This window comes from Anaerococcus obesiensis ph10 (assembly GCF_000311745.1).
In the GTDB taxonomy this organism is placed as follows: domain Bacteria; phylum Bacillota; class Clostridia; order Tissierellales; family Peptoniphilaceae; genus Anaerococcus; species Anaerococcus vaginalis.
In genome coordinates, this window is the sequence record NZ_HE978531.1 from 464,914 (window position 1) to 488,319 (window position 23,406).

Annotated in this window: 29 protein-coding genes and 1 riboswitch; of the genes, 5 read left to right on the top strand and 24 right to left on the bottom strand. The window is 26.3% G+C overall.

The genetic code is table 11. The features are described 5' to 3' along the window. Positions 1 to 29: 29 nt before the first annotated feature. The 9 genes from HGAG_RS02355 to HGAG_RS02395 form a co-directional block, all read right to left on the bottom strand. Positions 30 to 350: a hypothetical protein gene (locus HGAG_RS02355; protein WP_019117750.1), complete on the bottom strand. Its 321-nt coding sequence runs from the start codon at positions 348 to 350 to the stop codon at positions 30 to 32. Positions 351 to 353: 3 nt separating this feature from the next. Next, on the bottom strand, positions 354 to 1,694 hold the full coding sequence (glmM, locus tag HGAG_RS02360; RefSeq protein WP_019117751.1) for a phosphoglucosamine mutase: 1,341 nt from the start codon (positions 1,692 to 1,694) through the stop codon (positions 354 to 356). An 88-nt stretch (positions 1,695 to 1,782) separates the two neighbouring features. Then, on the bottom strand, positions 1,783 to 2,202 hold the full coding sequence (locus HGAG_RS02365) for a C-GCAxxG-C-C family protein (protein ID WP_019117752.1): 420 nt from the start codon (positions 2,200 to 2,202) through the stop codon (positions 1,783 to 1,785). Between the two features lie 10 nt (positions 2,203 to 2,212). Then, complete coding sequence (locus tag HGAG_RS02370) at positions 2,213 to 3,172, bottom strand: (Fe-S)-binding protein (protein ID WP_019117753.1); 960 nt, start codon at positions 3,170 to 3,172, stop codon at positions 2,213 to 2,215. Positions 3,173 to 3,180: 8 nt separating this feature from the next. Further along, positions 3,181 to 3,864 carry a TIGR04283 family arsenosugar biosynthesis glycosyltransferase gene (locus HGAG_RS02375; protein WP_019117754.1) on the bottom strand — a complete coding sequence of 228 codons (684 nt, stop codon included), beginning with the start codon at positions 3,862 to 3,864 and terminating at the stop codon, positions 3,181 to 3,183. Then, positions 3,864 to 4,421 (bottom strand): TVP38/TMEM64 family protein, encoded by a 558-nt coding sequence (locus HGAG_RS02380; protein WP_234287343.1) that lies wholly within the window; start codon positions 4,419 to 4,421, stop codon positions 3,864 to 3,866. Before HGAG_RS02380 ends, HGAG_RS02375 begins: the two co-directional genes overlap by 1 nt. 115 nt (positions 4,422 to 4,536) lie before the next feature. Continuing rightward, positions 4,537 to 5,256, bottom strand: a complete 720-nt coding sequence (locus tag HGAG_RS02385) for a TVP38/TMEM64 family protein (protein WP_019117756.1) — start codon at positions 5,254 to 5,256, stop codon at positions 4,537 to 4,539. Beyond that, positions 5,253 to 6,707 carry a TIGR04282 family arsenosugar biosynthesis glycosyltransferase gene (locus tag HGAG_RS02390; protein WP_019117757.1) on the bottom strand — a complete coding sequence of 485 codons (1,455 nt, stop codon included), beginning with the start codon at positions 6,705 to 6,707 and terminating at the stop codon, positions 5,253 to 5,255. The genes HGAG_RS02385 and HGAG_RS02390 overlap by 4 nt, the downstream gene beginning before the upstream one ends. Positions 6,708 to 6,781: 74 nt before the next feature. Further along, positions 6,782 to 7,531, bottom strand: a complete 750-nt coding sequence (locus tag HGAG_RS02395) for a rhodanese-like domain-containing protein (protein WP_019117758.1) — start codon at positions 7,529 to 7,531, stop codon at positions 6,782 to 6,784. A 139-nt stretch (positions 7,532 to 7,670) separates the two neighbouring features. On the opposite strand from HGAG_RS02395, the gene HGAG_RS02400 reads away from it, so the two are divergent. Further along, positions 7,671 to 8,372, top strand: coding sequence for a tRNA1(Val) (adenine(37)-N6)-methyltransferase (locus tag HGAG_RS02400; protein ID WP_019117759.1), 702 nt, complete (start codon positions 7,671 to 7,673; stop codon positions 8,370 to 8,372). Beyond that, the gene (gene rsmI / locus HGAG_RS02405; RefSeq protein ID WP_019117760.1) at positions 8,362 to 9,180 is read left to right on the top strand and encodes a 16S rRNA (cytidine(1402)-2'-O)-methyltransferase; all 819 of its coding nucleotides are present in this window, start codon (positions 8,362 to 8,364) and stop codon (positions 9,178 to 9,180) included. Before HGAG_RS02400 ends, rsmI begins: the two co-directional genes overlap by 11 nt. On the opposite strand, the gene dhaM is transcribed toward rsmI, so the two are convergent. The 3 genes from dhaM to dhaK are packed head-to-tail and all read right to left on the bottom strand — an operon-like array spanning position 9,177 to position 11,149. Beyond that, positions 9,177 to 9,569 carry a dihydroxyacetone kinase phosphoryl donor subunit DhaM gene (gene dhaM, locus HGAG_RS02410; protein WP_019117761.1) on the bottom strand — a complete coding sequence of 131 codons (393 nt, stop codon included), beginning with the start codon at positions 9,567 to 9,569 and terminating at the stop codon, positions 9,177 to 9,179. The two genes, rsmI and dhaM, sit on opposite strands and share 4 nt — an antisense overlap. Then, positions 9,562 to 10,161: a dihydroxyacetone kinase subunit DhaL gene (gene dhaL / locus HGAG_RS02415; protein ID WP_019117762.1), complete on the bottom strand. Its 600-nt coding sequence runs from the start codon at positions 10,159 to 10,161 to the stop codon at positions 9,562 to 9,564. The genes dhaM and dhaL overlap by 8 nt, the downstream gene beginning before the upstream one ends. Position 10,162: 1 nt before the next feature. Continuing rightward, positions 10,163 to 11,149: a dihydroxyacetone kinase subunit DhaK gene (gene dhaK / locus HGAG_RS02420; protein WP_019117763.1), complete on the bottom strand. Its 987-nt coding sequence runs from the start codon at positions 11,147 to 11,149 to the stop codon at positions 10,163 to 10,165. 606 nt (positions 11,150 to 11,755) lie between these two features. On the opposite strand from dhaK, the gene HGAG_RS02425 reads away from it, so the two are divergent. After that, positions 11,756 to 12,190 (top strand): flavodoxin, encoded by a 435-nt coding sequence (locus HGAG_RS02425; protein WP_019117764.1) that lies wholly within the window; start codon positions 11,756 to 11,758, stop codon positions 12,188 to 12,190. A 4-nt stretch (positions 12,191 to 12,194) separates the two neighbouring features. Continuing rightward, positions 12,195 to 12,740 (top strand): DUF3793 family protein, encoded by a 546-nt coding sequence (locus HGAG_RS02430; protein WP_004838694.1) that lies wholly within the window; start codon positions 12,195 to 12,197, stop codon positions 12,738 to 12,740. A 153-nt stretch (positions 12,741 to 12,893) separates the two neighbouring features. On the opposite strand, the gene HGAG_RS02435 is transcribed toward HGAG_RS02430, so the two are convergent. From HGAG_RS02435 to HGAG_RS02480, 11 genes are all read right to left on the bottom strand, one after another. Beyond that, a complete protein-coding gene (locus tag HGAG_RS02435) occupies positions 12,894 to 13,499 on the bottom strand; it encodes an HAD family hydrolase (RefSeq protein ID WP_019117765.1) in 606 nt (201 codons plus the stop codon). Then, positions 13,496 to 13,954 carry a 6,7-dimethyl-8-ribityllumazine synthase gene (gene ribH, locus HGAG_RS02440; protein ID WP_004838691.1) on the bottom strand — a complete coding sequence of 153 codons (459 nt, stop codon included), beginning with the start codon at positions 13,952 to 13,954 and terminating at the stop codon, positions 13,496 to 13,498. Before ribH ends, HGAG_RS02435 begins: the two co-directional genes overlap by 4 nt. Next, on the bottom strand, positions 13,955 to 15,169 hold the full coding sequence (locus HGAG_RS02445) for a bifunctional 3,4-dihydroxy-2-butanone-4-phosphate synthase/GTP cyclohydrolase II (protein WP_019117766.1): 1,215 nt from the start codon (positions 15,167 to 15,169) through the stop codon (positions 13,955 to 13,957). Between the two features lie 5 nt (positions 15,170 to 15,174). Beyond that, positions 15,175 to 15,798: a riboflavin synthase gene (locus HGAG_RS02450; protein WP_019117767.1), complete on the bottom strand. Its 624-nt coding sequence runs from the start codon at positions 15,796 to 15,798 to the stop codon at positions 15,175 to 15,177. After that, complete coding sequence (locus HGAG_RS12265) at positions 15,779 to 16,078, bottom strand: RibD family protein (protein WP_280101239.1); 300 nt, start codon at positions 16,076 to 16,078, stop codon at positions 15,779 to 15,781. Before HGAG_RS12265 ends, HGAG_RS02450 begins: the two co-directional genes overlap by 20 nt. A gap of 50 nt (positions 16,079 to 16,128) precedes the next feature. Continuing rightward, positions 16,129 to 16,857, bottom strand: a complete 729-nt coding sequence (gene ribD, locus HGAG_RS10450) for a bifunctional diaminohydroxyphosphoribosylaminopyrimidine deaminase/5-amino-6-(5-phosphoribosylamino)uracil reductase RibD (protein WP_280101240.1) — start codon at positions 16,855 to 16,857, stop codon at positions 16,129 to 16,131. A 73-nt stretch (positions 16,858 to 16,930) separates the two neighbouring features. Next, a riboswitch (FMN riboswitch) is annotated at positions 16,931 to 17,043 on the bottom strand. A 101-nt stretch (positions 17,044 to 17,144) separates the two neighbouring features. Beyond that, complete coding sequence (locus HGAG_RS12270; protein ID WP_019117768.1) at positions 17,145 to 17,273, bottom strand: hypothetical protein; 129 nt, start codon at positions 17,271 to 17,273, stop codon at positions 17,145 to 17,147. Beyond that, complete coding sequence (locus HGAG_RS02465) at positions 17,258 to 17,863, bottom strand: hypothetical protein (protein WP_019117769.1); 606 nt, start codon at positions 17,861 to 17,863, stop codon at positions 17,258 to 17,260. The genes HGAG_RS12270 and HGAG_RS02465 overlap by 16 nt, the downstream gene beginning before the upstream one ends. Positions 17,864 to 17,872: 9 nt before the next feature. Beyond that, a complete protein-coding gene (locus HGAG_RS02470; RefSeq protein WP_019117770.1) occupies positions 17,873 to 18,520 on the bottom strand; it encodes a hypothetical protein in 648 nt (215 codons plus the stop codon). A gap of 425 nt (positions 18,521 to 18,945) precedes the next feature. Beyond that, positions 18,946 to 19,413 (bottom strand): GNAT family N-acetyltransferase, encoded by a 468-nt coding sequence (locus HGAG_RS02475; RefSeq protein ID WP_019117771.1) that lies wholly within the window; start codon positions 19,411 to 19,413, stop codon positions 18,946 to 18,948. 1,327 nt (positions 19,414 to 20,740) lie between these two features. Next, complete coding sequence (locus HGAG_RS02480) at positions 20,741 to 21,247, bottom strand: hypothetical protein (RefSeq protein WP_019117772.1); 507 nt, start codon at positions 21,245 to 21,247, stop codon at positions 20,741 to 20,743. A 339-nt stretch (positions 21,248 to 21,586) separates the two neighbouring features. On the opposite strand from HGAG_RS02480, the gene HGAG_RS10455 reads away from it, so the two are divergent. Next, positions 21,587 to 22,528 carry a lipid II:glycine glycyltransferase FemX gene (locus tag HGAG_RS10455; protein WP_244263835.1) on the top strand — a complete coding sequence of 314 codons (942 nt, stop codon included), beginning with the start codon at positions 21,587 to 21,589 and terminating at the stop codon, positions 22,526 to 22,528. A gap of 277 nt (positions 22,529 to 22,805) precedes the next feature. Here HGAG_RS10455 and HGAG_RS02495 read toward each other — a convergent pair whose 3' ends face one another. Continuing rightward, on the bottom strand, positions 22,806 to 23,369 hold the full coding sequence (locus HGAG_RS02495) for a hypothetical protein (RefSeq protein WP_234287342.1): 564 nt from the start codon (positions 23,367 to 23,369) through the stop codon (positions 22,806 to 22,808). Positions 23,370 to 23,406: the final 37 nt, after the last annotated feature.

The following is a 23,406-nucleotide window of genomic DNA, read 5'->3' on the forward strand; positions in this document are numbered from 1 at the left end:
CCATCAAATTACAATATTGTCAATATTTTTTATTGACTTTTTTCTAGGCTTTCATAAAGTTTTTTTCTTTTATTTATTAAAAAATCTCTAAGATCATCTAAGTCGTGATTAGAAAAACATGAATCGCTATAATCAAGAAGTATTTCTTCTATATCTAAAAGCTCATATACTCCTTCGTCATAAATTTTCCCCAAATAATTTTTATTTTTATCATAAAATATTTTTGGCGGATAGCCTTCTAATTTTCTTGTGTCCATGCTTATATAAGATTTTTTTGAATATATTTTATTTCCTACTACAAGTACAGCTTCTTTTATATTTATCTCTCTACCTGTAAGATAATCTTTCATTAATTAAAGTCCGCTTTTTTCTATTGCTTCTACTATATTGTTTACTTTTTTATCAGCGATTTCCTCTGTTTCTGCTTCTGCCATTACCCTAATCAATGGTTCTGTTCCGCTTTCTCTAACTAAAATTCTTCCTGTATCTTTTAGACTTTCACTTTCTTTTTCTATAATATTTTTTATAGATTCATCATTTAATACAGCTTTTTTATCATTTACTCTTACATTTTTTAAAACTTGTGGATAAATTTTTAAATCTCTTCTCAATTCTGATAGGCTTGTTTTGTTGTCTATCATAGCTTCCATTAATCTAAGTGAAGTTAAAATTCCATCTCCTGTGTTTGCATATTTTGAAAAAATAATATGACCTGATTGTTCTCCACCAAGTTCATATCCATTTTCGCTCATTTCTATGTGGACATATTTATCTCCAACTTTTGTCTTGCTATAATTTATTCCAATTTTGTCTAGTGCTTTGTACAAGCCTATATTTGACATTATTGTTGTTACAATTGTATTTGATTCTAAATATCCTTCTTCTTTCATGTGTTTTCCACAAATATAAAGAATAGCATCTCCGTCAACAACTTCACCATTTTCATCGACTGCTATACACCTATCAGCATCTCCATCATAAGCAAATCCACAATCAAGTTTATTTTCTTTTACATATTTTTGTAAAACTTCAATGTGTGTTGAACCACAATCCACATTTATATTAAAGCCATCAGGATTATTATTTATTACGTAGGTTTCTGCTCCTAGAGCATCATAAACACTTTTTACTATTGATGATGCAGCTCCATTTGCACAATCTAGTCCTACTTTTTTGCCTTTAAAAGATTTTGATACAGTTTGAATTAAAAATGCTGTGTACCTATTTCTTCCACCAACAAAATCATGAGTTCTTCCTATCTCTTCTCCAATTTTTAAATCAATATCTTTAATATCCGCATCAATATAATCTTCTAATTTTTGCAAAAATTCATCATCCATTTTTTCTCCATCAGAATTTATAATTTTTATTCCGTTATCATGATATGGATTGTGGCTTGCTGTTATCATTACACCACAATCAAAATCTTCACTTCTAACTACATAAGATACTGAAGGAGTTGTTGTTACATGAAGAAGATATGCATCAGAGCCTGATGAAGTTATCCCTGCTGATAAGGCATCTTCAAACATATATGATGATCTTCTCGTGTCTTTGCCTATTACAATTTTTCCGTTTCCATTTTTTTCTTTATTAAAATAATATCCTAAAAATCTTCCAATTTTAATTGCATGATAAAGGGTAAGATCTTGGTTAGCTTCTCCCCTAAATCCGTCTGTTCCAAAATATTTCATTCTAACCTCCTAATTTACTAATATAATTATAGATTAGTAAGTTCATTGATTCAAGTTCTTGTTATATAAAATTGCATTTTTACTTTATTTATAATAATTCTTCTAATATTTCTATTGTTGTTTTTATTGATTTTGTACAGACACTTTCAAATAAACCTTTTTCTTCAGCCAATTTCATATTATCATCTTCTAAAATCTCCATAGATAATAACTCTTTGCAATTTTTAGCTTTCATTTTTCCATCAAATAATTCGTTTAATTTTTTGATTTTCTTTAAAAGTTTCATTCTATCATCAAAGTCTGTTGATCCATATTTCAATCCAAGAATCATATATGCTGCAGATAGTGCTCCACAAGTCTTGCTTTCATATATTCCCATCTCAAAAGGAGTTGCAAGTTTCATAGCAGTTTTTTTATCTATTCCATAGTCCTCTGCAAAATAGCAAAAAACGACTTGGCTACAATTATATCCTTTTTCCATCATTTCATTTATCTTTTCATAGTCCATAATATTTTTCCTACTTTCTATAATTTTTAAATTTAAATTTCAAAATATTTTTTCCATAATTTGATGATGCACTTTCATTCACACCTAAAATTTCAGATAAAATATTTTTAACATTATTTAGTTTATATTGATTAGTAAAAATTCCAGAGCAAGATGAACAATAGGTATAAATATTGTCTTCATTTTTTTCTTTCATATAATTAGATATGTCTTTTACTAAATCTTTTTCGTATGTAATTGCCCCTCCACCTAGACCACAGCAATTTAATTTCTTGTAAGCATCTTTATAAGATTCTATGTAATACTTTGTGTCCTGAAATATTTCTTTATTATATCTATCACTACAAGGAAAGAATATATTAACTTCTCCTTTGATTTTTTGACCTATATTATTTTCTTTTAAAAATTTATATATACTGATAACTTCTATATCTATCTTATCTTTCAAAAAATGATAGCAATTTGGACAACAACAAATAAGCCTTCCTACATTTTTAATTTTACATAATTTTTTTATCTGACTTATTTTTGCATATCCTCCTTTTTCATAAACTGGTTTTTTACAGCAATCTACACTATAATCAATTCCTTTTTCTTTGCAAATATCTATTAACTTTTTCGAAGTTTCAGGAAAAAAACCTGGATAATTACATCCCAAATAGAGCAAATCTTTTGATTTTTTTTTACTATTGTTTGAAAATTTATAATTATTTTTAATAAATTTTGTTTTTAAAACTCCTCTAGGTTTTTTCTTTCTCATTTCTAAAGCAAGATCTCTTCCCGATAGGTTTTTTGGGCAAACAGACTCACACTTATTACACATAAAGCAAGAATATCTTAAATCTTTTCTATCTACAAATTCTAAAAGATTTATATTATATTTTTCTAAGAAGCTACAATTATTTTTACAAATATCACATCTAATGCATTCATCTTTTATTTTACTTACAATATTTTTTTGATCTCCCAAAACTTCTCCTATTCTTTTTGCTCATAAACATTATATATATCATCTATAATTTTATTTACATATCCTTTTTTTCTAGCTTTTCTATAAGTTTTTTGCAATTTATGCATCATCCTATTAGTTTTCAAAATTCCATTTTTCATATATCTTCTAGATGATGTTGTTATGGGTGTATTTAGTCGTTTTATTGGAATATCATTTTCTTTTAACATAATTGAAAACTCATAATCTTCCATTAATGGAATTGGCTTATATCCTCCTAGTTTTTTAAATAATGATTTTTTTATAAATATTCCTTGATCTCCAAATGCAATTTTTCTTATGTCAACTCTTAAATTAGATCCTATTTCAATCATTTGTAAAAGTAAATTTTTCTTATCAAATTTTAGCTTAAAACATCCAACAGCATCTAAATCACTTTCTTCAATTTTTTTTATACTCAAAGGATCTACAATAGAATCTGCATGCAAAAACCAAAGAATATCTCCTTGTGCATATTTTACAGCTTTATTCATTTGGTTTGACCTGTATTTTGCTTGTCTAATTTTTTTATATTTGATTAAGTCATAAGTCCTATCAGTTGAAAATCCATCAGAAAAAATAATTTCAAAATCACCCTCTAATTTACTTAAATTATTTTGAAATTTTTTTATATTTTCTTCTTCATTATATGTAGGGACTATTATTGTTACCATCAATTCTCCTTGTTTACACTATCTTTTAAAAATAATTTTGAAATTATAGCAGAAATTATTACTAAAATAAATAAAAATAATAAACTAACAAAAAATTCTTTACTTCCAATCTTTAATACATTTTCTCCAATATTTATAAACACTATAATTCCTGGTAAAACTCCTATAATTGTAGTCAGGATATAAGGGATAAATTTTATTTCAGTTATACCTGATATATAGTTTACTAGATTATAGCTAAAAATTGGACTTAGCCTTATTATAAATAAAACTAAGGATAAAACTTTTTGATTTTTGCTAAAAAGTGCATTTTTTATTTTTTCACTTACATGATTCTCTACAAAAGAATTTACAAAATCTTTAAATAAAAATCTACCAAGAAAATACATTATTGTTGTATTTACAATAACAGCCATAAAAGTATAAATTGAACCTTTTGTTAATCCAAATAAACTTCCACCAGCTACAACTATTACCGGAACAGGGAAAAAGAAAATTGGTAAAATTATAAAGGTTAAAATATATATTATAGCTGCCCATTTGTTATTTATAAGCACCCATTTTTTTATATGTTGTATACTAATATTTCTAACCAAAAAATAACTTACCAATCCTATTATGATAATTAGAAAAATCTTTATATATTCTATTTTTTTCTCATTTATATTTAATTTATTTTTCAATTTTTTTGCTCTTTTGTTTTTCTTGATAAATTTTCTTTCCTACATAGGCTATAAGAGAAAAAGCAAACAGACCTAAAAGTCCATACATCAACGCTTGAGCTCCTCCTGTAAGTTGACCTCCAAAATAAGAATAAATTATTGTTGCAGGTAATTGACCTATTCCTGTCGCAATAAAAAATGACCAAAAATTCATTGATGTCAATCCTGCGGCATAACTTACTGGATCAAAGGGAACAAAAGGAAGTAATCTGCATATTAATATTGCCTGTTTTCCAAATCTATCAAAAAATTCTTCCGCTGATTGCAAAGCTCCATTTGTAGCAATTTTTTTAACTACATCTCTTCCTAAAATTCTTGCAATAAAAAAACATAACAAAGCTCCTGCCATTGCTGAAGACCAAGAAAGAATAGCTCCTTTCCACCATCCCCAAATCATAGAATTTGCAAGAGTTATAAAAAATGCTGGTATAGGGGCAATTATAGCTTGTAAAATCATCAATAAAAATGATATTATAACAGCTAAACTTCCAAAACTTCTTATATAACTTGCGATTTCATTTATGTCTAATTTTCTTAAAACATTAAAAGCATAATTTATTTCACTATTTATTTGTGGTACAAAAAAATAAACTAATACGCATAATAAAACTATAGAAATGAGTATAATTCTATTTTTGTTTTCATTACTTATTTTTTTTGCTTTTTTCATTTAAACTCCTCATATAATTTACTTAACATTTCTAAATATTCTCGGCTTAAAAATTTGTTTATTTTTTCTATAGTATCTTCATTTTTTATTTTTCTTTCTTTATTATATTCAACTTTTGCCATAGAACACCAAGTCACTCCTCTTAGAGAATTAAACATTAGATATTTGAAGAATTTATACATATCCACTTTTCTATACTTTTTATATATGTTCAAAAAATCCAACATATCTTTTTTTTCTAAGATTACATCCGTTTTCCAATTTGTTGTAGTTGGAACTAAAAAATGGGCTAAGTCTTGCTCGCATTCTCCGATTATTGGTTTTTCCCAATCTATGACCTTAGAATTTTCTCCAATAATAAAATTTCTATTATTTAACTCAGTATTAATAATACAAGGATTTTCAATTTTTTTATTTAATCCTGAGCGTTTAGCAATCAACATAAATTTATCTATATATTTTTCTATATCTTTGTTTTTATTTTCCCAGCCTTTATAATAAGAATACATCTGTTCAAATTCTTCATACATATTTTTGAAAGGTTTATCAGCAAAAATCAATTTTGAATCTTCAATTTTTGTACTATGAATTTTTGAAAGCATATATGCTGCTATTTCTAAATCTTTATTATAATCTAAAGCTCTTCCTTCTATAAATTCCATAGTCAAAAATCCAAATGGCAAATATTTACCTTTATCATAAAGTTCGTATGCTTTTGGTGTGACTGTACTTTTTTCAAGCTCTTTTAGAGCATTATATTCGTATTTTATTTGTTCTTTTCCTAAACCAAGCTGAGATTGTAAATTAATTCTAATAACCTTATTTTTATATTTATAGTTAATATTATATTCTCCAGCTCCTAATAACTCTATATCCTTGCTTGAAAACTCTGCCTTTAATAAATCTGTAAAATCATCTATATCATAAATTTCATCAAGCAGTTTGTAAGTTTTATTCATTTCTTTTATTTTTTTTATTGTCTCTTCCAAAACATTTGACTTAGAATAAACAATATTAGAAAAAATATCTAAAGATTCTTTCATACCTACAAGCCCATAACCTCCATCATCTGAAGGAGAAATTACAATATCATAATAATCTAATTGTTCAAAAGCTCTATTTATTTCTTTTTCACTTAAATTAATCAAATCAGAACCTATAAGAATAACTTTATCAGAAAGAATTAGCTGTTTATCTATTGCATTTTTCATTCTAGCTCCAAGGTCATCTCCTTGTTGATGAATTTTTTCTCCACTTAAAAAATCTATATCGTTTTTTGAACCATCATAATAAATTACATAATCCTTATTGGTTTTTTTTATTTTCTTATAATTTTCATTTATTAAATCTATTGTTAGTTGTAATCTTTGATTTTCATCAAGATAATTTTTAAGTCTTGATTTGCCAAATCCAAGTCTTGGAGCTTTTGTAAAAAAAATAATTTTGTCCATAGAAATTCCTTTCAAAAAAACTTTAAGAATAAAAGTCTTTATTTAACTTTTATTCTTAAAGTTTTTAATAGGTCTTATTTAATTAATTCATATCCATCATATTCTTTTGTTCCATCCCATGCATTATAAACTTCATGGCCTTCTTTTGATAATTTGTCTGCAACTGTCCAAGATTTATTTCCACTATAACAATATGTTAAAAATGGTTTTTCTTTAGGCAAATCTTTAATATCTTCATCAATTGTATCTACAGATGTATGAATTGCATCTTTCATGTGTCCATCATTATAATCTTTTTCATCTCTTGCATCTATAATTGTATAATTTCCAGATGCAGCTTTTTCTTTAAATTCTTCTGGAAGAATTGTAGCAACTTTTGTCATTGTTGTATATTCAAAATCTTTTACGCCTTGAGCATTCCAAACATTTTTAAATCCTGCTTCAACAAGTTTTTTTGCCATCTCTGAACTTTTTTTGCCTGTATTACAAATTGTTACTACGTTTTTATCTTTGTAATCACTTATTTCAGAGATTTTTTTGTCAGCATCATCAAGAGGAATATTTATAGCATGTTTTACATGACCTTCCTTATATTCTTCCTCACTTCTTACATCAATTACAAGATAATCCTCTTTTTTCTTATTATCTTCCTCAATTTTATCTAGCTGTTCGCCTTTCATTTCTTGATATTCGCTAATTTGTGTGCTAGCCTCATTTGATTTTACTTCTGTAGAAGTACTATCAACTGCATTATTTTGAGAACAACCAGTTAATAAAGCTAAACTAGTAAATATACTTACTAACAATAAATTTGATTTTTTCATAAAACTCTCCTTATTAAAATTTATTTTTTAAATAAAATATAATATTTAAACATAGTTATCATTGTATGATATACAAATATATTGTCAATTTATCCCCTATTTTGTTTACTTACAAAAATGTTAGAATATAATCTATAATATGATTAAATTAGATTACATACCAAAAACAAATTTATATATGAAGCACGTAGAGAAATCTTATTCTTTTGGGATTGATTCAATACTACTTGCAAATTTTTCAAAAATGAAAAAAAATAAAATCTTAATTGATATTGGCTCTGGCAGTGGAATTTTATCTCTTTTTTGTTCTTCTTATTACAATTTAAGTAAAGTTTTTTCTATCGAAATTCAAAAAGAAAAAGCTAATCTTTTAAAAGAAAATATAAAATTAAATGGAATTAATAATATTGAAGTTATAAACGATGACTTAAATAAGGTAAATTTTCCTAATAATTTTTGTGATTATATTATTACAAATCCTCCTTATTATAAAAAGGGAGCTAATATAAAGAATGAAAAGAAAGAATTTTTATTGTCTAGGCAAGAAATTAAAATGAATCTTTCTGATATTTTTAGATTTTCTAATAAGTGCCTAAAAGATAAGGGAAAATTATTTATGATTCACAAACCCGAAAGGCTTGTTGATATTATAAAAGAAAGTGGAAACTTAAAATTGAAAAGAATAAAATTTGTTCAATCTAAGGCATTTGAAAAACCTGTTTTTATTTTAATGGAGTTTGTAAAAAATGCAAATGATGGATTAAAATTTGAAAATCCCCTTATAATATATGATGAAAATAATAATTATACAAAGGAGGTCAAAGAAATAAATGGATTATAGTATATATTTTGTCCCAACTCCCATAGGAAATTTAGACGATATGACATTGAGAGCTATCAATGTTTTAAAAAATGTTGATATAATTGCTTGCGAAGATACAAGAGAAAGTAAAAAACTTTTAAATTATTTTGAAATAAATAAAAAACTAACTTCATATCATAAATTTAATGAAAAGCAAAAATCACAGGAAATTATTAAAAACGCCCAAGAAGGTACAAGTTATGCAATTATAACTGACCAAGGAATGCCAGGAATTTCTGATCCAGGTCATATTCTAATTAAAGAATGCATTAAAAATAATATTTCTTACACAGTTTTGCCAGGTCCATCATCAATTCTTACAGGCTTAATTGCAAGTGGCTTCGATAATGATAGGTTTGCTTTTTATGGTTTTATTCCCAAAAAAAATTCTGATAAGAAAAAATTATATGAAGAGCTAAAAATTGAAAATAAAACATCAATTTTATTTGATACTCCTCACAACTTAGAAAATACAATCAATGATTTTAAAATAGAATTTCCTAATAGAAAATTGGCGATTACCCGCGAATTAAGCAAAAAATTCGAACAATATCAAATTTTTGATATAAAAAATATAAACACAGATGAGCTTACTTTAAAAGGAGAATTTGTTCTTATTTTGGAAAAAAATAATGAAAATGAATCTTTAGATATTTCATCATACAAAGAACAAATTTTACAAATGAAAAAAAATGGCGAATCAACTAAGGATATTGTAAAATCCTTGAGAAAATCCACCACTTTTTCAAAAAATGATATTTATGAATTTGTAATCAGCTTAGATTAATTTTCTAATTTATTTACTGGATATTCTTTTAAATATTCAACTATTTTCTCCAAACTTTGTCCTGCTGATGCTTCAACAGCAATTTGAACACTTGTTTCAACAATTGGTGTTCCAGCAAGATAAACTTTGGATTTTTTTTCATCATCCAACATATCAATTGCCATTTGACAATTCATCATAGAAGAACCCAAATCAAAAAATATAACCAAACCATCATTTGTAGCATATTCATTTATGATTTGATTAATTTCATCAAAATTTGAGCCAATATTTCCATCCTTATCTCCGCCGCTTACCAAAATATTTACATTTGGAGCCATTTGAATGAGAATTTCTCTTAAACCTTCAGCCAATTTTTTGCTGTGGCTTGCTATCAATATATTAATCATTCAAATCTCCCACTATGCTTTTTATACACAAATATGAAGAATATGCGCCTGGATCAATATGTCCAATTGACCTATCCCCAAGATAGGCAGCTCTTCCTTTTCTAGCCTTAATTTCTTTTGTTTTTTCCATTTTTTCTTGTGCAATTTTAAGAATTTCATCAAAGCTTGAATCATTTTTTAAAGCCTCTGCTACAGGATATAAAACATCAACCATAGTTTTATCTCCAACTTGAGCCTTGCCTCTCATTATTACTCCATCAACTCCGTCAGAAAAAGCTTTTGAAAATGAATTTTTATCCAATTCAATATCTCCATCAAAAACTTGAGCAAATTTCATAAAAAATGTTCCATATAATGGCCCACTAGCTCCTCCAACATTAGAAATCAAAGTCATAGCAATCTTATTAAAAAGTGTTTTTAAATCTTTGTAATCATCATTCATGGCATCTTTCACTTTATTAAAACCTTTTGCCATATTAAAACCATGATCACCATCGCCAATTGCCCTATCAAGATCTGTCAAATATTCTTCATTTTCAATAATTATATTTGATAAAGCTATTACCTTTGACTTAACTTTTTCTATATCCATATTAACCCCTAACTATATCTACATTTTCTTCAAGCAATTTTAAAATTTCTTCATCAACTTTAAAAAGCGTTAATGAAAATCCAGCCATATCCATGCTTGTCATAAAATTACCCAAGAAAGTTTTTTTGATATTTATATTTCTTTCTTTCAAATAATCACTTGCAAAATTATTTACAATAAACAATTCCATTTCAGTAGTTTGACCCATGCCATTAACCATTAAAACAAAATCTCCATCTAGATTTTCATAATCGCCAAGAATATGATCCAAAAGCTCCTTAGAAATTTCGTCAGCTGTTTTAATTTTTTCTTGTTTTACACCAGGCTCTCCATGAATTCCTACGCCAATTTCCATATCATCTTCAGACAAATCAAAACTTTCTTTTCCAGAAATAGGATTTATGCAAGCCTTAGTAGCCATGCCCATTGATTTAATATTTTTTACAATTTTTTCAGCCATAGCTTTCATTTCTTCCAAACTTTTTCCACTTCTTGCCATAGCTCCCAAAACCTTATGAACAAAAATTGTTCCAGCGATTCCTCTTCTACCTGTTGTGTATGTGGAATCTTCAACTGCCACATCATCATTTACGATAATATAATCAACATTAATTCCTTCCATCTCTGCCATATCTTTTGCCATTTCAAAATTCATGACATCTCCAGTATAATTTTTAATTACCATAAATACACCTTCGCCAGAATCCGCAAGTTTTATAGCTTCTAAAACTTGATCTGGAGTTGGAGAAGTAAAAATTTCTCCGCAAATTGCACAATCAAGCATTCCATCTCCGACATATCCAGCATGAGCAGGCTCATGTCCACTTCCACCACCAGAAATTAAACCAACTTTTCCTTTAATGGGAAGATCTTTTCTGTAAACTATTTTTAACTCTTCATTAATTTTTACCTTGTCCTCATTAGCCTTTTGAAGACCATTTAGCATTTGACTTATGATTTTATCCTTGTCATTAATTATTTTTTTCATACAAACCACCTTTCTTAATAAAAATATACCCAAATAAAAAATTTTTATGGTTATTATTTCTCAATACTAGGAAGTGCTTATGGAAAATTTAATTTACTTAATTTAAAAAATCCATTCAAAATCTAATCTTTAAATCCTAAAAATCAAGTCAATTTAAATTTTTCGATTTATTTAGAAGTCTGATATTAAAATTATGACATTGATTGAAATTTAAATTTTAAATTTAGTGTGGAAATTCATCTATACTATGAAAAAAATTTTCTTATTTAATTTATTTCAAAATTAATTATCCTGCTTGTAAAATTATAATATTTGATTTTTCAAATTGCTATTTTTAAATTTACAAAGTAGAGTTTTTCGGATAAATTTTTTTTATTTAACGTTTTGCTTGTCATTTATTCCCATATATTTTTAATTTGAAAATTTTTCTTTCGTTAAAATTTTTTTACTTTGAAAAGTATTTAATTTTCAATATTTTTTTATTTTATTTAAAAAAATTCTTAAAAAAATGCTTGACAATATTTTTACAAGTATGTATTATTATCTTAGATATTGATATAGGTTATCAGTATCAAAGAAAAATTTAAAATTTTTAAGGAGAAATTTATGAAAAAAATTGCTATTGTTTATTGGTCAGGTACTGGTAACACAGAAGCTATGGCTAATGAAATTGCAGAAGAACTTAAAAAAAATGATGTAGAAATTGAATTATTAGATCCAAATTCTTTTACAAAGGACTCAATTGATTCTTTTGATGGATTTGCATTTGGTTGTCCTGCTATGGGAAGTGAAGAATTGGAAGAAACTGAATTTGAACCTATGTTTGAAAGTATTGAAAAAGAACTTTCTAACAAACCTGTTTTAATTTTTGGATCTTACCAATGGGCTGATGGCGAATGGATGGAAATTTGGCAAGATAGATGCAAGGAAGATGGAATAAATCTTGTAAGAGATGGTCTAATTGCTTATGATAGTCCAGATGATGAAGCTTTAAGCGAATGTAGAAAGGCGGCATTAGATTTATCTAAAGCCATAGGTTAATTTTATGAACGAAGAATTGTTAATTGATTACGCATCACAAACTTTAGCGAATCAAAAACTTGCTAATTTATTTACTTTTAAAAATTCTGAAAATATTGATATAGAAAAGATGGTTTTTGAGTGGAATGAAATACTTAATGAAAAAAATATGTACGTGGAAATACTTAATAACAATAAATCTTCCGCCCAAATTTATGCATACAGACCTCACAAGCTAAAATACGTATTAAATGAAACAAAAACAAAAACTCTCCTAAGTAAATTGGGTTATAATACCAATGACTTAAATCAATGCATAAACCATCTAAAATTCAGATTTAAAAAAGAAAATTTCCCACATGAAATTGGTATTTTTTTAGGCTATCCTTTTGAAGATGTTATGGGATTTATTGAGAATAAGGGAAATAAATTTCTAATAAATGGATATTGGAAAGTCTATGCCAATGAAGATAAAAAAATAAAAATCTTTAATAACTACAATAAAATTAAAAAATCTTATAAAATCTTATTTAACCGTTACAAAAACATAAGCCAACTTTGTGTAAATTAACAATTCTTTAAAATTATATTAACCTACTAAAAAGGGATTGTTGTAAAAATAGATAATCTTTTAATTTTAGAAAACTCTTTTAGGAAATTTTCCTAGCTAATCTAGAAAAATTTCCTTTGAGTTGTTCTAAATATTTTAAGATTTGTAATCTATTTACAACAATCCCTTTATTTTTAATAAATCACTGATTCTTTCAATTTTATAATCTGATAGGTCTCCCTCACTTTCTTTACCATAGCCGTATTTTGCAAAAATGGATATATTATTATTTAGAAAACCAGCTTTTATATCGGATAGCCTATCTCCCACCATTATAAAATTATTAATTTTATTTATTCTTATTATTTCTGCTTTTGATTTGTAATTGTAATCTTCTCCTACTAAATATTTACTAAAATATAAATCAAGATCATAGATTTTTCTTGCATTTTCTATATATTTTTTTGTACAAGAAGATAAAATTATAAGTTCGTGTTTTTCTTTTAGGAAATTTAATACTTTTTCTGTTTTTTCATATAAACTACCAAAATCTTTCATATTTTCTATCATAAAATCCCCTGTTATTTTTATTAATTTTTCTTTATCGTAGGAATCGTCTAGAAAATCATCCCAAATTTTTCTTGGTGGATCTCCAAGATATGATTTTGGATCAAGATTTGGTTTTTTTATTTTATATTTTTTTAAAGTATCATAAAATGCTTTTTCATAAATTTCGTCACTTTTATGGATAGTTCCATCAAAGTCAAAAATTATTTTCATATAAGATCCATTAGATTTGCCATTTCTATTGCAGAAATTGCTGCATCACTTCCTTTATTTCCAGCTTTTGTTCCTGCTCTTTGAACAGCTTGTTCTATTGTATCTGTTGTAACAACTCCAAAAATAATTGGCTTTCCGCTTTCAAGTGATACATTTGCAATTCCTTTTGAAACTTCTGAGCAAACATAATCATAATGAGAAGTATCTCCTCTTATAACTGCTCCCAAACAAATTACAGCATCATAATCTTTGTGAGCTAATTTTTTTGCAGCAAGAGGGATTTCAAAAGCTCCAGGAACTCTTACAAGTTCTATTTCTTCATCTTTTACTTCATGTCTTTTTAATGTATCAAGACAGCCTTCTACAAGCCTATCTGTTATAAAATGATTAAATCTTGCAACAACAATTGCATATTTTTTACCATTTGAAACTAAATTTGCACTATATTCTTTCATTTATCTCTCCTTAAATTCTCTTAAATCGTGACCCATTCTGTCAGCTTTTGTTTTTAAATAAATTCTATCTATATGATTTGAATGAATTTCTATTGGAACTCTTTTATTAACTTTAATATTATATTTTTCCACTTGTTCGATTTTATCAGGATTATTTGTGAGCAAGTCAATTGATTTCACTCCCAATTCTTTCAACATAAGACAAGCTATTTTATAATTTCTCAAGTCTGGTGCAAAGCCAAGTTTTATATTTGCATCTACTGTATCATAACCTTCTTCTTGAAGATGATAAGCTTTTATTTTATTAAATAAACCAATTCCTCTTCCTTCTTGTCTTAAATATAAAATAATTCCTTCTCCTTTTTCATCAATCATCTCCATTGCCTTGTGAAGTTGATTTCCACAATCACACCTGTTTGATGAAAACACATCCCCAGTCAAACATTCAGAGTGAATTCTAGTTAAAATATTTTCTCCATCAATCTTGCCTTTGATTAAAGCTAAGTGTTCTTTTTTTTCAACTTTGTCATAAAAACTTATGGCTTTAAATTTTCCGTGATCTGTTGGTAGATTGATAATATTTGTTTTTTCCAAAAAATTTTCTTCATTTTTTGAAAAATCCAAATTGTTTTCTTTTATATATTTTTTTATCTCAGCAACACTTGTCATTTTCATTCCAAGTTTTTGAGCAAGCTCTACTACTGCTTTTCCTCTTAGCATGTGACCATCATCAGCCATAATTTCACAGCATAAACCAATTTCTTTTAAATTTGCAATTTTCATCAAATCAATTGTAGCTTCTGTGTGGCCTTCTCTTACCAAAACTCCTCTATCTTTTGCAATAAGTGGAAAAACATGGCCAGGTCTTCTAAAATCACTTGCTTTTGTATTATTATCTGCAAGTGCCCTTATAGTTTGTGCTCTTTCAAATGCTGAAATTCCTGTTTCTGTATCAACATGGTCAATTGAAACTGTAAAGGCTGTTTCGTGATTGTCAGTATTATTTTTAACCATCATTTCTAGGTCAAATTGTCTAGCAATATTTTTACCAATCGGTGTGCAAATCAAACCTCTTGCATATTTTGCCATAATATTAATCATCTCGCCTGTAACTTTTTCTCCAGCACAGATCATATCGGCTTCATTTTCCCTATTTTCATCATCAGTTACTATAATTATTTCGTTATTTTGTAATGCTTTTATTATCTCTTCCATATTTTTTAAAAACCATTTTCCAATAAAAAGTTTTTATCCAACCTTTCTTCTTTTTTATTTGCCATAGATTTTCGGATAAATCTATTTATAATATCAGTTTCAATATTTATTTCATCGCCAATTTTTTTGTATTTAAAATTTGTTCTTTCTATTGTTTCTGGAATAAGTGATACCTCAAAACTTGTAATTTTATCATCAGAAACAGTAAGAGAAATTCCATCAAGAGCAACTGAGCCTTTTTTCACAATCAAAGAGCAAATTTCTGGACTTGCTGAAATTGTATAAACATTTTTATTTATATTTTTAATTTTCCCAACCCCATCAACATGCCCTTGAACAATATGACCATCAAGCCTATCAGAAAGCCTCAAAGCCCTTTCAAGATTTACATTTTTATTTACAATTGACCTATCAAATTTAGTCATTTTTAAACTTTCATTCATAAGATCCGCCTTGTAAGTTTCATCAGTAATTTCTGTTACTGTAAGGCAAACCCCATCAGTCATAATAGAATCTCCAAGTTTTGTATCTTCCAAAACAATACTAGCTTGAACTTCAATTTGAACATGGTCATTAATTTTTTTAAAAGAAATAACCTTGCCCATTTCCTCAGATATTCCAGTGAACATTTTTAGCCTCAATCATAATATCATTATCAAATCTTTTCACATCTTCAATCTCAAACTCATAAGCATCCTTAATTTTATCTACTCCCCTTCCATAGAAAGAAGATTTAGAATCAAAACCACTAATTATTTTAGGCGAAATAAATTCATAAATTTTATCAACCAAGCCTTCTTCTAAAAATCCATAATTAAGACTTGAGCCACCCTCAACCAAAATCGAACCGATTTTCATTTGGTAAAGTTTATTTGCCAAATCATTTAAATCAACATGATTATTTTTCATTTTACATTTAATTATATTTAAATCAGGATTATTAGAGGCCTTGCAAGTTGCTATATAAGTTTTTTATCACTTTTTAAATTAAAAATCTTATAAGACATATAATCTTTTTCAATTTCAAGATTAGTATCCACAATAATTCTTACAGGATCAACTCCGTTTTCAATCCTTGAATTTAAAGATGGATTGTCCTTAATCAAAGTATTTTTTCCAACAATTATTGCATCATAATCACTTCTTAATTCATGAACATAAGCTCTTGATGATTCATTAGAAATCCACTTAGAATCATTAATATTAGAAGAAATTTTACCATCCAAAGTTTGAGCAAATTTTAATGCAATAAGAGGTCTGTTATATTTTATATTAAAGAAAAATTTTTCATTTAATTTTTTTCCTTCATCTTCAAGTAAACCCGTAACAACTTCAATATTGTTATCTTTTAAAACTTTAAGACCATCGACCTTTGGATTAGTATCAATATTTGAAATAATAACTTTTTTAATATTTCTTTTAATAATTTCCAAAGTACAAGGACCTTGTTTGCCCCAATGAGAACAAGGTTCCAAATTCACATACAAAATCGCTCCATCACAATCACTTTTCAAATTATTAAAACAATCAACTTCCGCATGAGTTTTTCCATACTCATGATGAAAACCTGTAGAAATAATTTTATTATCTTTTACAAGCACAGCACCAACAAGAGGATTAGTTAAAGTTTTTCCTCTCGCTTTTTTTGCAAGTTCAAAACATTTTCTCATATAGTATTTATCATTCATCTTGCCTCCTCCACAATTCTTGGCAAAAGAAAAAGTCCCTTCCAGGGACCTTGATTATTTCAAAAGAAAAATTAAAAATCTTCTCTCATCCAGACTATACTGTCGGTATAGGAATTTCACCTATTCAGCAAAAAGCTCGCGGACTTTACCGCCGGTGGGGAATCACACCCCGCCCTGAAGAATTGTGTTATTTTATTTACACTTTTATTATAATACAAATTTTATTTTTGTCAATCGTTTACATAAATAAAGTAAATATTACTATTATCTTAAAAATGAATTAATTTTTATTCCACATTTTCTATGAAAGGAAATTTCAACTGATCATTTACAAGAATATATACTCTAGATTCATCTTCATCAATATATTTTTTTCTGCTTGGAAATCCTATCCATTCATTTACAGTATCTTCCATTTGACTTCTTTTCTTAAAAGGAAGGTAAAGAGTGTAATCTCTACAAATTTCATTTTCACTCTGATCATTTGTTTGAAAACCATAAGGAACTTCAACAAGTTTATATTTTTTTCATCTCCATAACTAAATGGCTCGTTGCCAAAACTTGTATATTCTACAAGTCTTAAACTATAGGTTAAATCATCTATTTTTTGACTAACTTCAAATTTACCCAAACCATTTGTCAAATAAATAGTGCTTTCATCTTCGTATTTATAAGATAAATCAAAGGTTCCCGCTTCTTCTCTAAAGTGTATTTTTGTAAACCAATTACCCCCTTCTTCTTCTTCTTGTAAAATAAGTTCTTTACCTATTAAATCTTTAAGAAGATCTTGATTTTCTAAATTTTTGCTATAAGTTTCTGTAGACTTATTATTTCTTTTAGAAAAATCTCCTACAATAGAAGATCTTGATTTAAAAACCCTATCATAAAAATAATTTTTTTCGCCTCTTATTTCTTTTATAGAAATTAAATCCTCTTGCCCATAAGTTTTTATAGGTAAAAATATAAGGCCTAAAATAAATAATATTATAAGTTTTTTCTTTTTCATAAGTCACTCCTATCTTACATATTCAACCATAAAATTTTCTTCGCTCGCATCTTTTTTTCCTATTGCAAAAACTTTAAGCTCTCCATCTTTTATATGTTCATCATTAATTTTTGCAATACTTCTTTCATGATCTTTTATGTCATTAAGCTTTCTATGCGGTAGATAAAGAATATATAAATTATCCTTATCATCTTTTCCATACATTTTAGATTCTATATATTCTAGGGTAAAATCCATACCTTCAATATTTCTCATCTCACTTTCTCCTAGAGGAAGTTCATAATCTATCCTCCTTAAACTTATAAGATAGGATGTCTCATCAAGTTTTTCTTTTATGTCAAATTTCCCATTATAAAGTGAAACTTTACCTTGGTTATAATCTCCACTTCTAAAGGCTCCATCAAAATACCCATCTTTATAAAAATATATGACTTCTGCTTGACTTTGATAGGCATAGAAAAATTCTTTGCCCTCAAGCTCATCATATATTTTCTTATACTCATCCTTTTTTATATTTTTTACTTTCTTTGTTTCTTCTGATTTTTGGCTGCTTTCTACTTTCGAATTATCAACTTTTGTATTTTCCTCTGTGTCTTTTTTATTACACGCAGAAAAAATTAATAATATAGTTAGCACTATTAGTATTTTTCTTTTCATAAAAACTCCTTTTTGTACTTAATAATACTATGACAGAATAAATATTTTATTATATCTTCGATAACATCTATCTTATACCTATCTTAATTGTATTTTATTTGGAAATCCTCATTTGTTTTATGTATACAAAAATTTCCATCATTTGCAAGATATTTTTATAAGAAAGGTTTTCCTTATATATAAATTTTTTGCTAAAAGCAAATTTAAATATCTAGCATAAGCAATAGTTATATTTCTCTTTTCTATATTATATCATCAGTTTAGAATTTAGACTAGAAACCCTTTTTTGAATAATCATTATCCTTTTTCATTACTTTTATAATCTACTATCTTAATAATGATATAGTTTATACGTAACTTAATGGTTAAAAATTAATAGTATTTTCATTAAAATTATTAACAAATCCTAAGAACTTCCTATATATTTACTCTAAATCTTTTTTAAGCATAACTATATCTTTAGTTCTGTAATCTTCAGTAAATCCACAATCTAAAAAAATTTTTATAGCACTATTATCCAAAGCTATACTATCATACAAACTTCTTAATCCATTATTTTTTGCCAAACAGCATAACAGTTTCAAACCATCACGCCCATAACATTTTCCACGATATTTTGAATAGATAATTACATTTGCTAAATATTTATTCTCTATTTCATCTAAATGATAAGCTATCTCCCCAACAAAATTATTATTTTCATCAATTAAATATCTATAAAGCCTTTTTCCATCTGGCTTTTCAATCCAATAATTATACCATCTTTGCCACTTGGATTCTGGAAAATCAATAGTTCCTCCCCATGCATTATTATAAGACATAGTGTCTGAATCTGATAGTAGCCTTTCTCTAAACCATAAGTCCTCATATTTTGGAATATAAATCTTAACCATTTATTTTACTCCTTCAAATAAAAATTCATTTTTAAAACGCATTTGATAAATCACTTAGATGTAATACACAAAATCCTTGAATTTTTTATATTATATCATTTTATCAAAGCATTATTAAAAATAGCAATAGCTTATACACCTTATCGGAATAATATCCCTTATGATATAAACTTAAATTCATTATCAAAAAAAATAATTTTCACATAAAAAGACTTCTAAAGTTCCTTTTAAAACCTTAAAAGTCTTATAAATTATTTATTAAATTCTTTCGAGCAAATCTATTGATTCTGTATTCGTTATCTTAACAAACATATTTATCAATTTAATATATCCAATCTCGATATCGTTTTTAGTTGGTATCTTCAAATATCATGCTAGTGTTGATATGTCACAGGATATTTAGACGAATTTTTGTGTGATTGATTTTATTATTCCATAGACGACTTTAGAATCATTCCTTTTCGTTGTGTACAAAATAGTATGAATCCTAAGTATTCTTTTGTTAGTTTCCTATGATGTTTTTTGATTCTTCTATAATAAAATGAACGCTTTCAAAGTTGTCTAGTTTTTTGTTTTCGATGACATATTTTACTGCATCTTTTGCGACTCCAGCTCTGATTGTGTCGTATTGATTTACTTAGGAGAAGTATTATTTATGGCTTATTATAAATGACAAATCTGAGATTTTATCTACAAATTATTTTTTTATACTAAATCGATGTTTTTATTTTTTACATAAATTTCCACGATTTTATCCACAGATTGTAGATTTCCTAGGATTGCTTTTATTATACAATATCGATATGCTTAATACATACGTGCCGTTTTGCTAATTTATTCTTTAAAAATTTAGATATTATATCAAATTGACTTATTTTATAAATCTAAATCCATTTATACTCATATGGTATACCATCTAAAATATAATTAGGAATTTTTCAAACACGTCTATACTATAATGAAATTCTATCATATAATGTAGCTCCCCTTTATAGTAAAGTCGATTCTAGACAACAAATATCAAATCTTTTAATATAAATTCCGCCCTAATTATTTTTCACTTCACAAATTATTTCACATTTGCTTGATTACACAACATTTAATGCTCCACTATCTAGATATTTTGATTTTTTACTTTGTATGTAAGCAATGCTTGATCTCTGATAATAACAGCTGTGACTCTCACTATATGTCGTCATTTCTCTATTATCATTATAAAATCCATAAAACTCTTTAAGCATAAAACACGGGTACATAGTTATTAACTAAACCTTCTTTTAAATCATCTAAAATAAAATTTAAATTTTGAATATTAAAACTATAAAGTCTATCTAAAAAAATACTGATTATCATATACATAGTTATCATCCATTAATGAAGATTTTCTAAGTTTAAAGTAGAAAGTTGTCTTTAAAAGTTTATCATCAGTATAAGTGAATGAAGAACCAAAAACACAAGCTTTATTATAATCAGAATTTTCATTTATTCTTATAGTAGATAATAAATATATTAAATCCTTATTTTGTTGTTTAAGATTTGCTATAGTCGAGATTAATTCAATATAACTTTTAACTTGCTTATCTTTTAAACCAATTGGCATTGAAATAATTTTTTCAAAATTATTGTTCTTAACATACTCAATTTTATTAAAAATAATACTCTGATCCAAAAGAGTTAAATATTTAAAAAAATCTGTAGAAAAGCGGTTAGTTGTAAGCGAGTCTTTCAAATCTATTAACTGGTAAATTTTTTTATCCTCTAATCCATCTATGTCAATATTTATCCCTCTGTGAGGATTATATTTAAATTCTATCTTTTCTAAATCTTTCAACATTTACTTCACCCTTATTCGACTATAATAATTCTATTAAAATTATATATATATATATATATATTGTCAAATATTATTTCATTACGTAAGTTTTACATATAAATCTTAATATAGTAAATTATTTATAGATATAAATATAAGATAATTATTATATTAATTATGTGTTAATTTTTATTATTAATATAAATTACAATTGCAAAACAACATTATGTCTGCTATTATTATATATAATGAGTTAATATACGGAGGATATATGCGCCTTAATATAAATGATAAAGAAAAAGTAAAAAATATTGGGATTTTTTTTATAATCACCCATCTTCAAGTTTTTACCAAGATAAAATTTGGGCATTAATAAAAAACGGATGGAATAGTGACTATTTTTATATAGAAAAAAATAATGAAATAATTGCTGTCGCACAAGTTTTATCTATATACAATTCAGAAGCAAAAAAAAATTTATTCTATTGCCCTCGTGGACCAGTATCAGATCTTTATGATATAGAAACAAATATAGAATTAATTAATGAAATCAAGAATTTTGCAAAGAAAAATAATGGATTTCTTGTGAAATTTGATCCTAATTATGAATATGATGAAAAGCTTGTAAATGAATATAAAAAACATGGCATAGAATTTTGTCACAAAATGTATTCTTATGTTCAATTCCCTTTTTCAATGATGTTAGATATTAATGGAAGAAAATTCGAAGATGTCATCCAATCTTTTTCTAAAAACGGAAGAAAACAAGTAAGGAAATCTTATAAACAAGATTTGGAGCTATATGTTGGAAATAGAGATGATATTAAAATTTTTCATGAAATAACTGCTGATATGTGCAAAAGAAAAGGTATAACATATAGACCTATAGATTATTATTATCGACTTTATGATAATTTTAAAGATAAGGCAAGGATGACTTTTGTAAAGTATAAAAATGAATTTTTATCTTGTTCTTTTTTGATAACATTCAAAGATTATGCAATGGCTCTATATGGTGCAGATAATCTCAGTATTGATTTAGGTCAATCTTACTTTTTAGATGCTGAAGAAATAAGATATTGTTGTGAAAATAATATAAGATATTATGATTTAGGTGGTGTTAAATCATTAGACATAAACGATGGTCTATATAGGTTCAAAAGAAAATTTACAAATAATAATATAATAAAATGGATTGGTAATATAGAATGTGTTATTGATGAAGATTCTTACCAAAAATTTATAGAAAATAAAGATGATAGAGACTATAGTCCTGAGCTTAAAGGAAATATTTCTGATTAATTTTGTCAGTAAATATTAATCTTTTTCTATAGATATTTAAATAATTTCTTTATTCAATTTCTACTTATAATTTGATTTTTAATCAAATTATAAGTAGAAATTTATAAATAGTTTTTTTCTCGTTTATAATTAAAATATAAATTTCCTTTCATAATTTTCTTATTTAGCATTCTCAGATGATAAAGCTAAGTTTAAAATATCAGATATTCTAGTTTTAAATAGTTTATGATTTATTATTAGAAAATTTTAATAAAATCCCCTTAATTTGTATTATTTTTTAATATAATGTTTTTGAAATCTCATCCCAAATCTCATTAAAACTTTTACCATCAAAAAGTTTATATCTAAACGCTTTATCTATGCTATTAAATACTTTTTCTTTTTTTAGAAATCCAATTGCTATATCCCCTGATATACTAACAATAGCATCTTTTTTATGATAAATAAATTCATATCCGTCTTTAAATTTTTTCCAATCAAATGGTGTAAATCTAGACTTTCCACTGAATATATCATGTAAATCTTCTATAAGATACTCTGTAAAATATTCATCATCAGAAATAACAAAATTCGTAGATTCCGGTTTCAAAGTCGCCAACATAGCAAGGTTATAAGACATACTCATTCTATCAATTTTGCTTGCCTCTACTTGTATTTGTCTTTTTTGGTTTTCTTTCGTAATTATAACTTCTGACCATAAATCAGCATGTTCTCCAAAAATATTAAAATAATCAAAGCCTGCTGTTACAAGTCTATCGATAGCATCTTTTAATATAGATTTATCTTTTATATGATGTCCAATAATAAAACAGTGTTCTCCCGAGCAAATTTCAAAATTCATATCATTGATATCACTTATACATATATTATTCCAAATC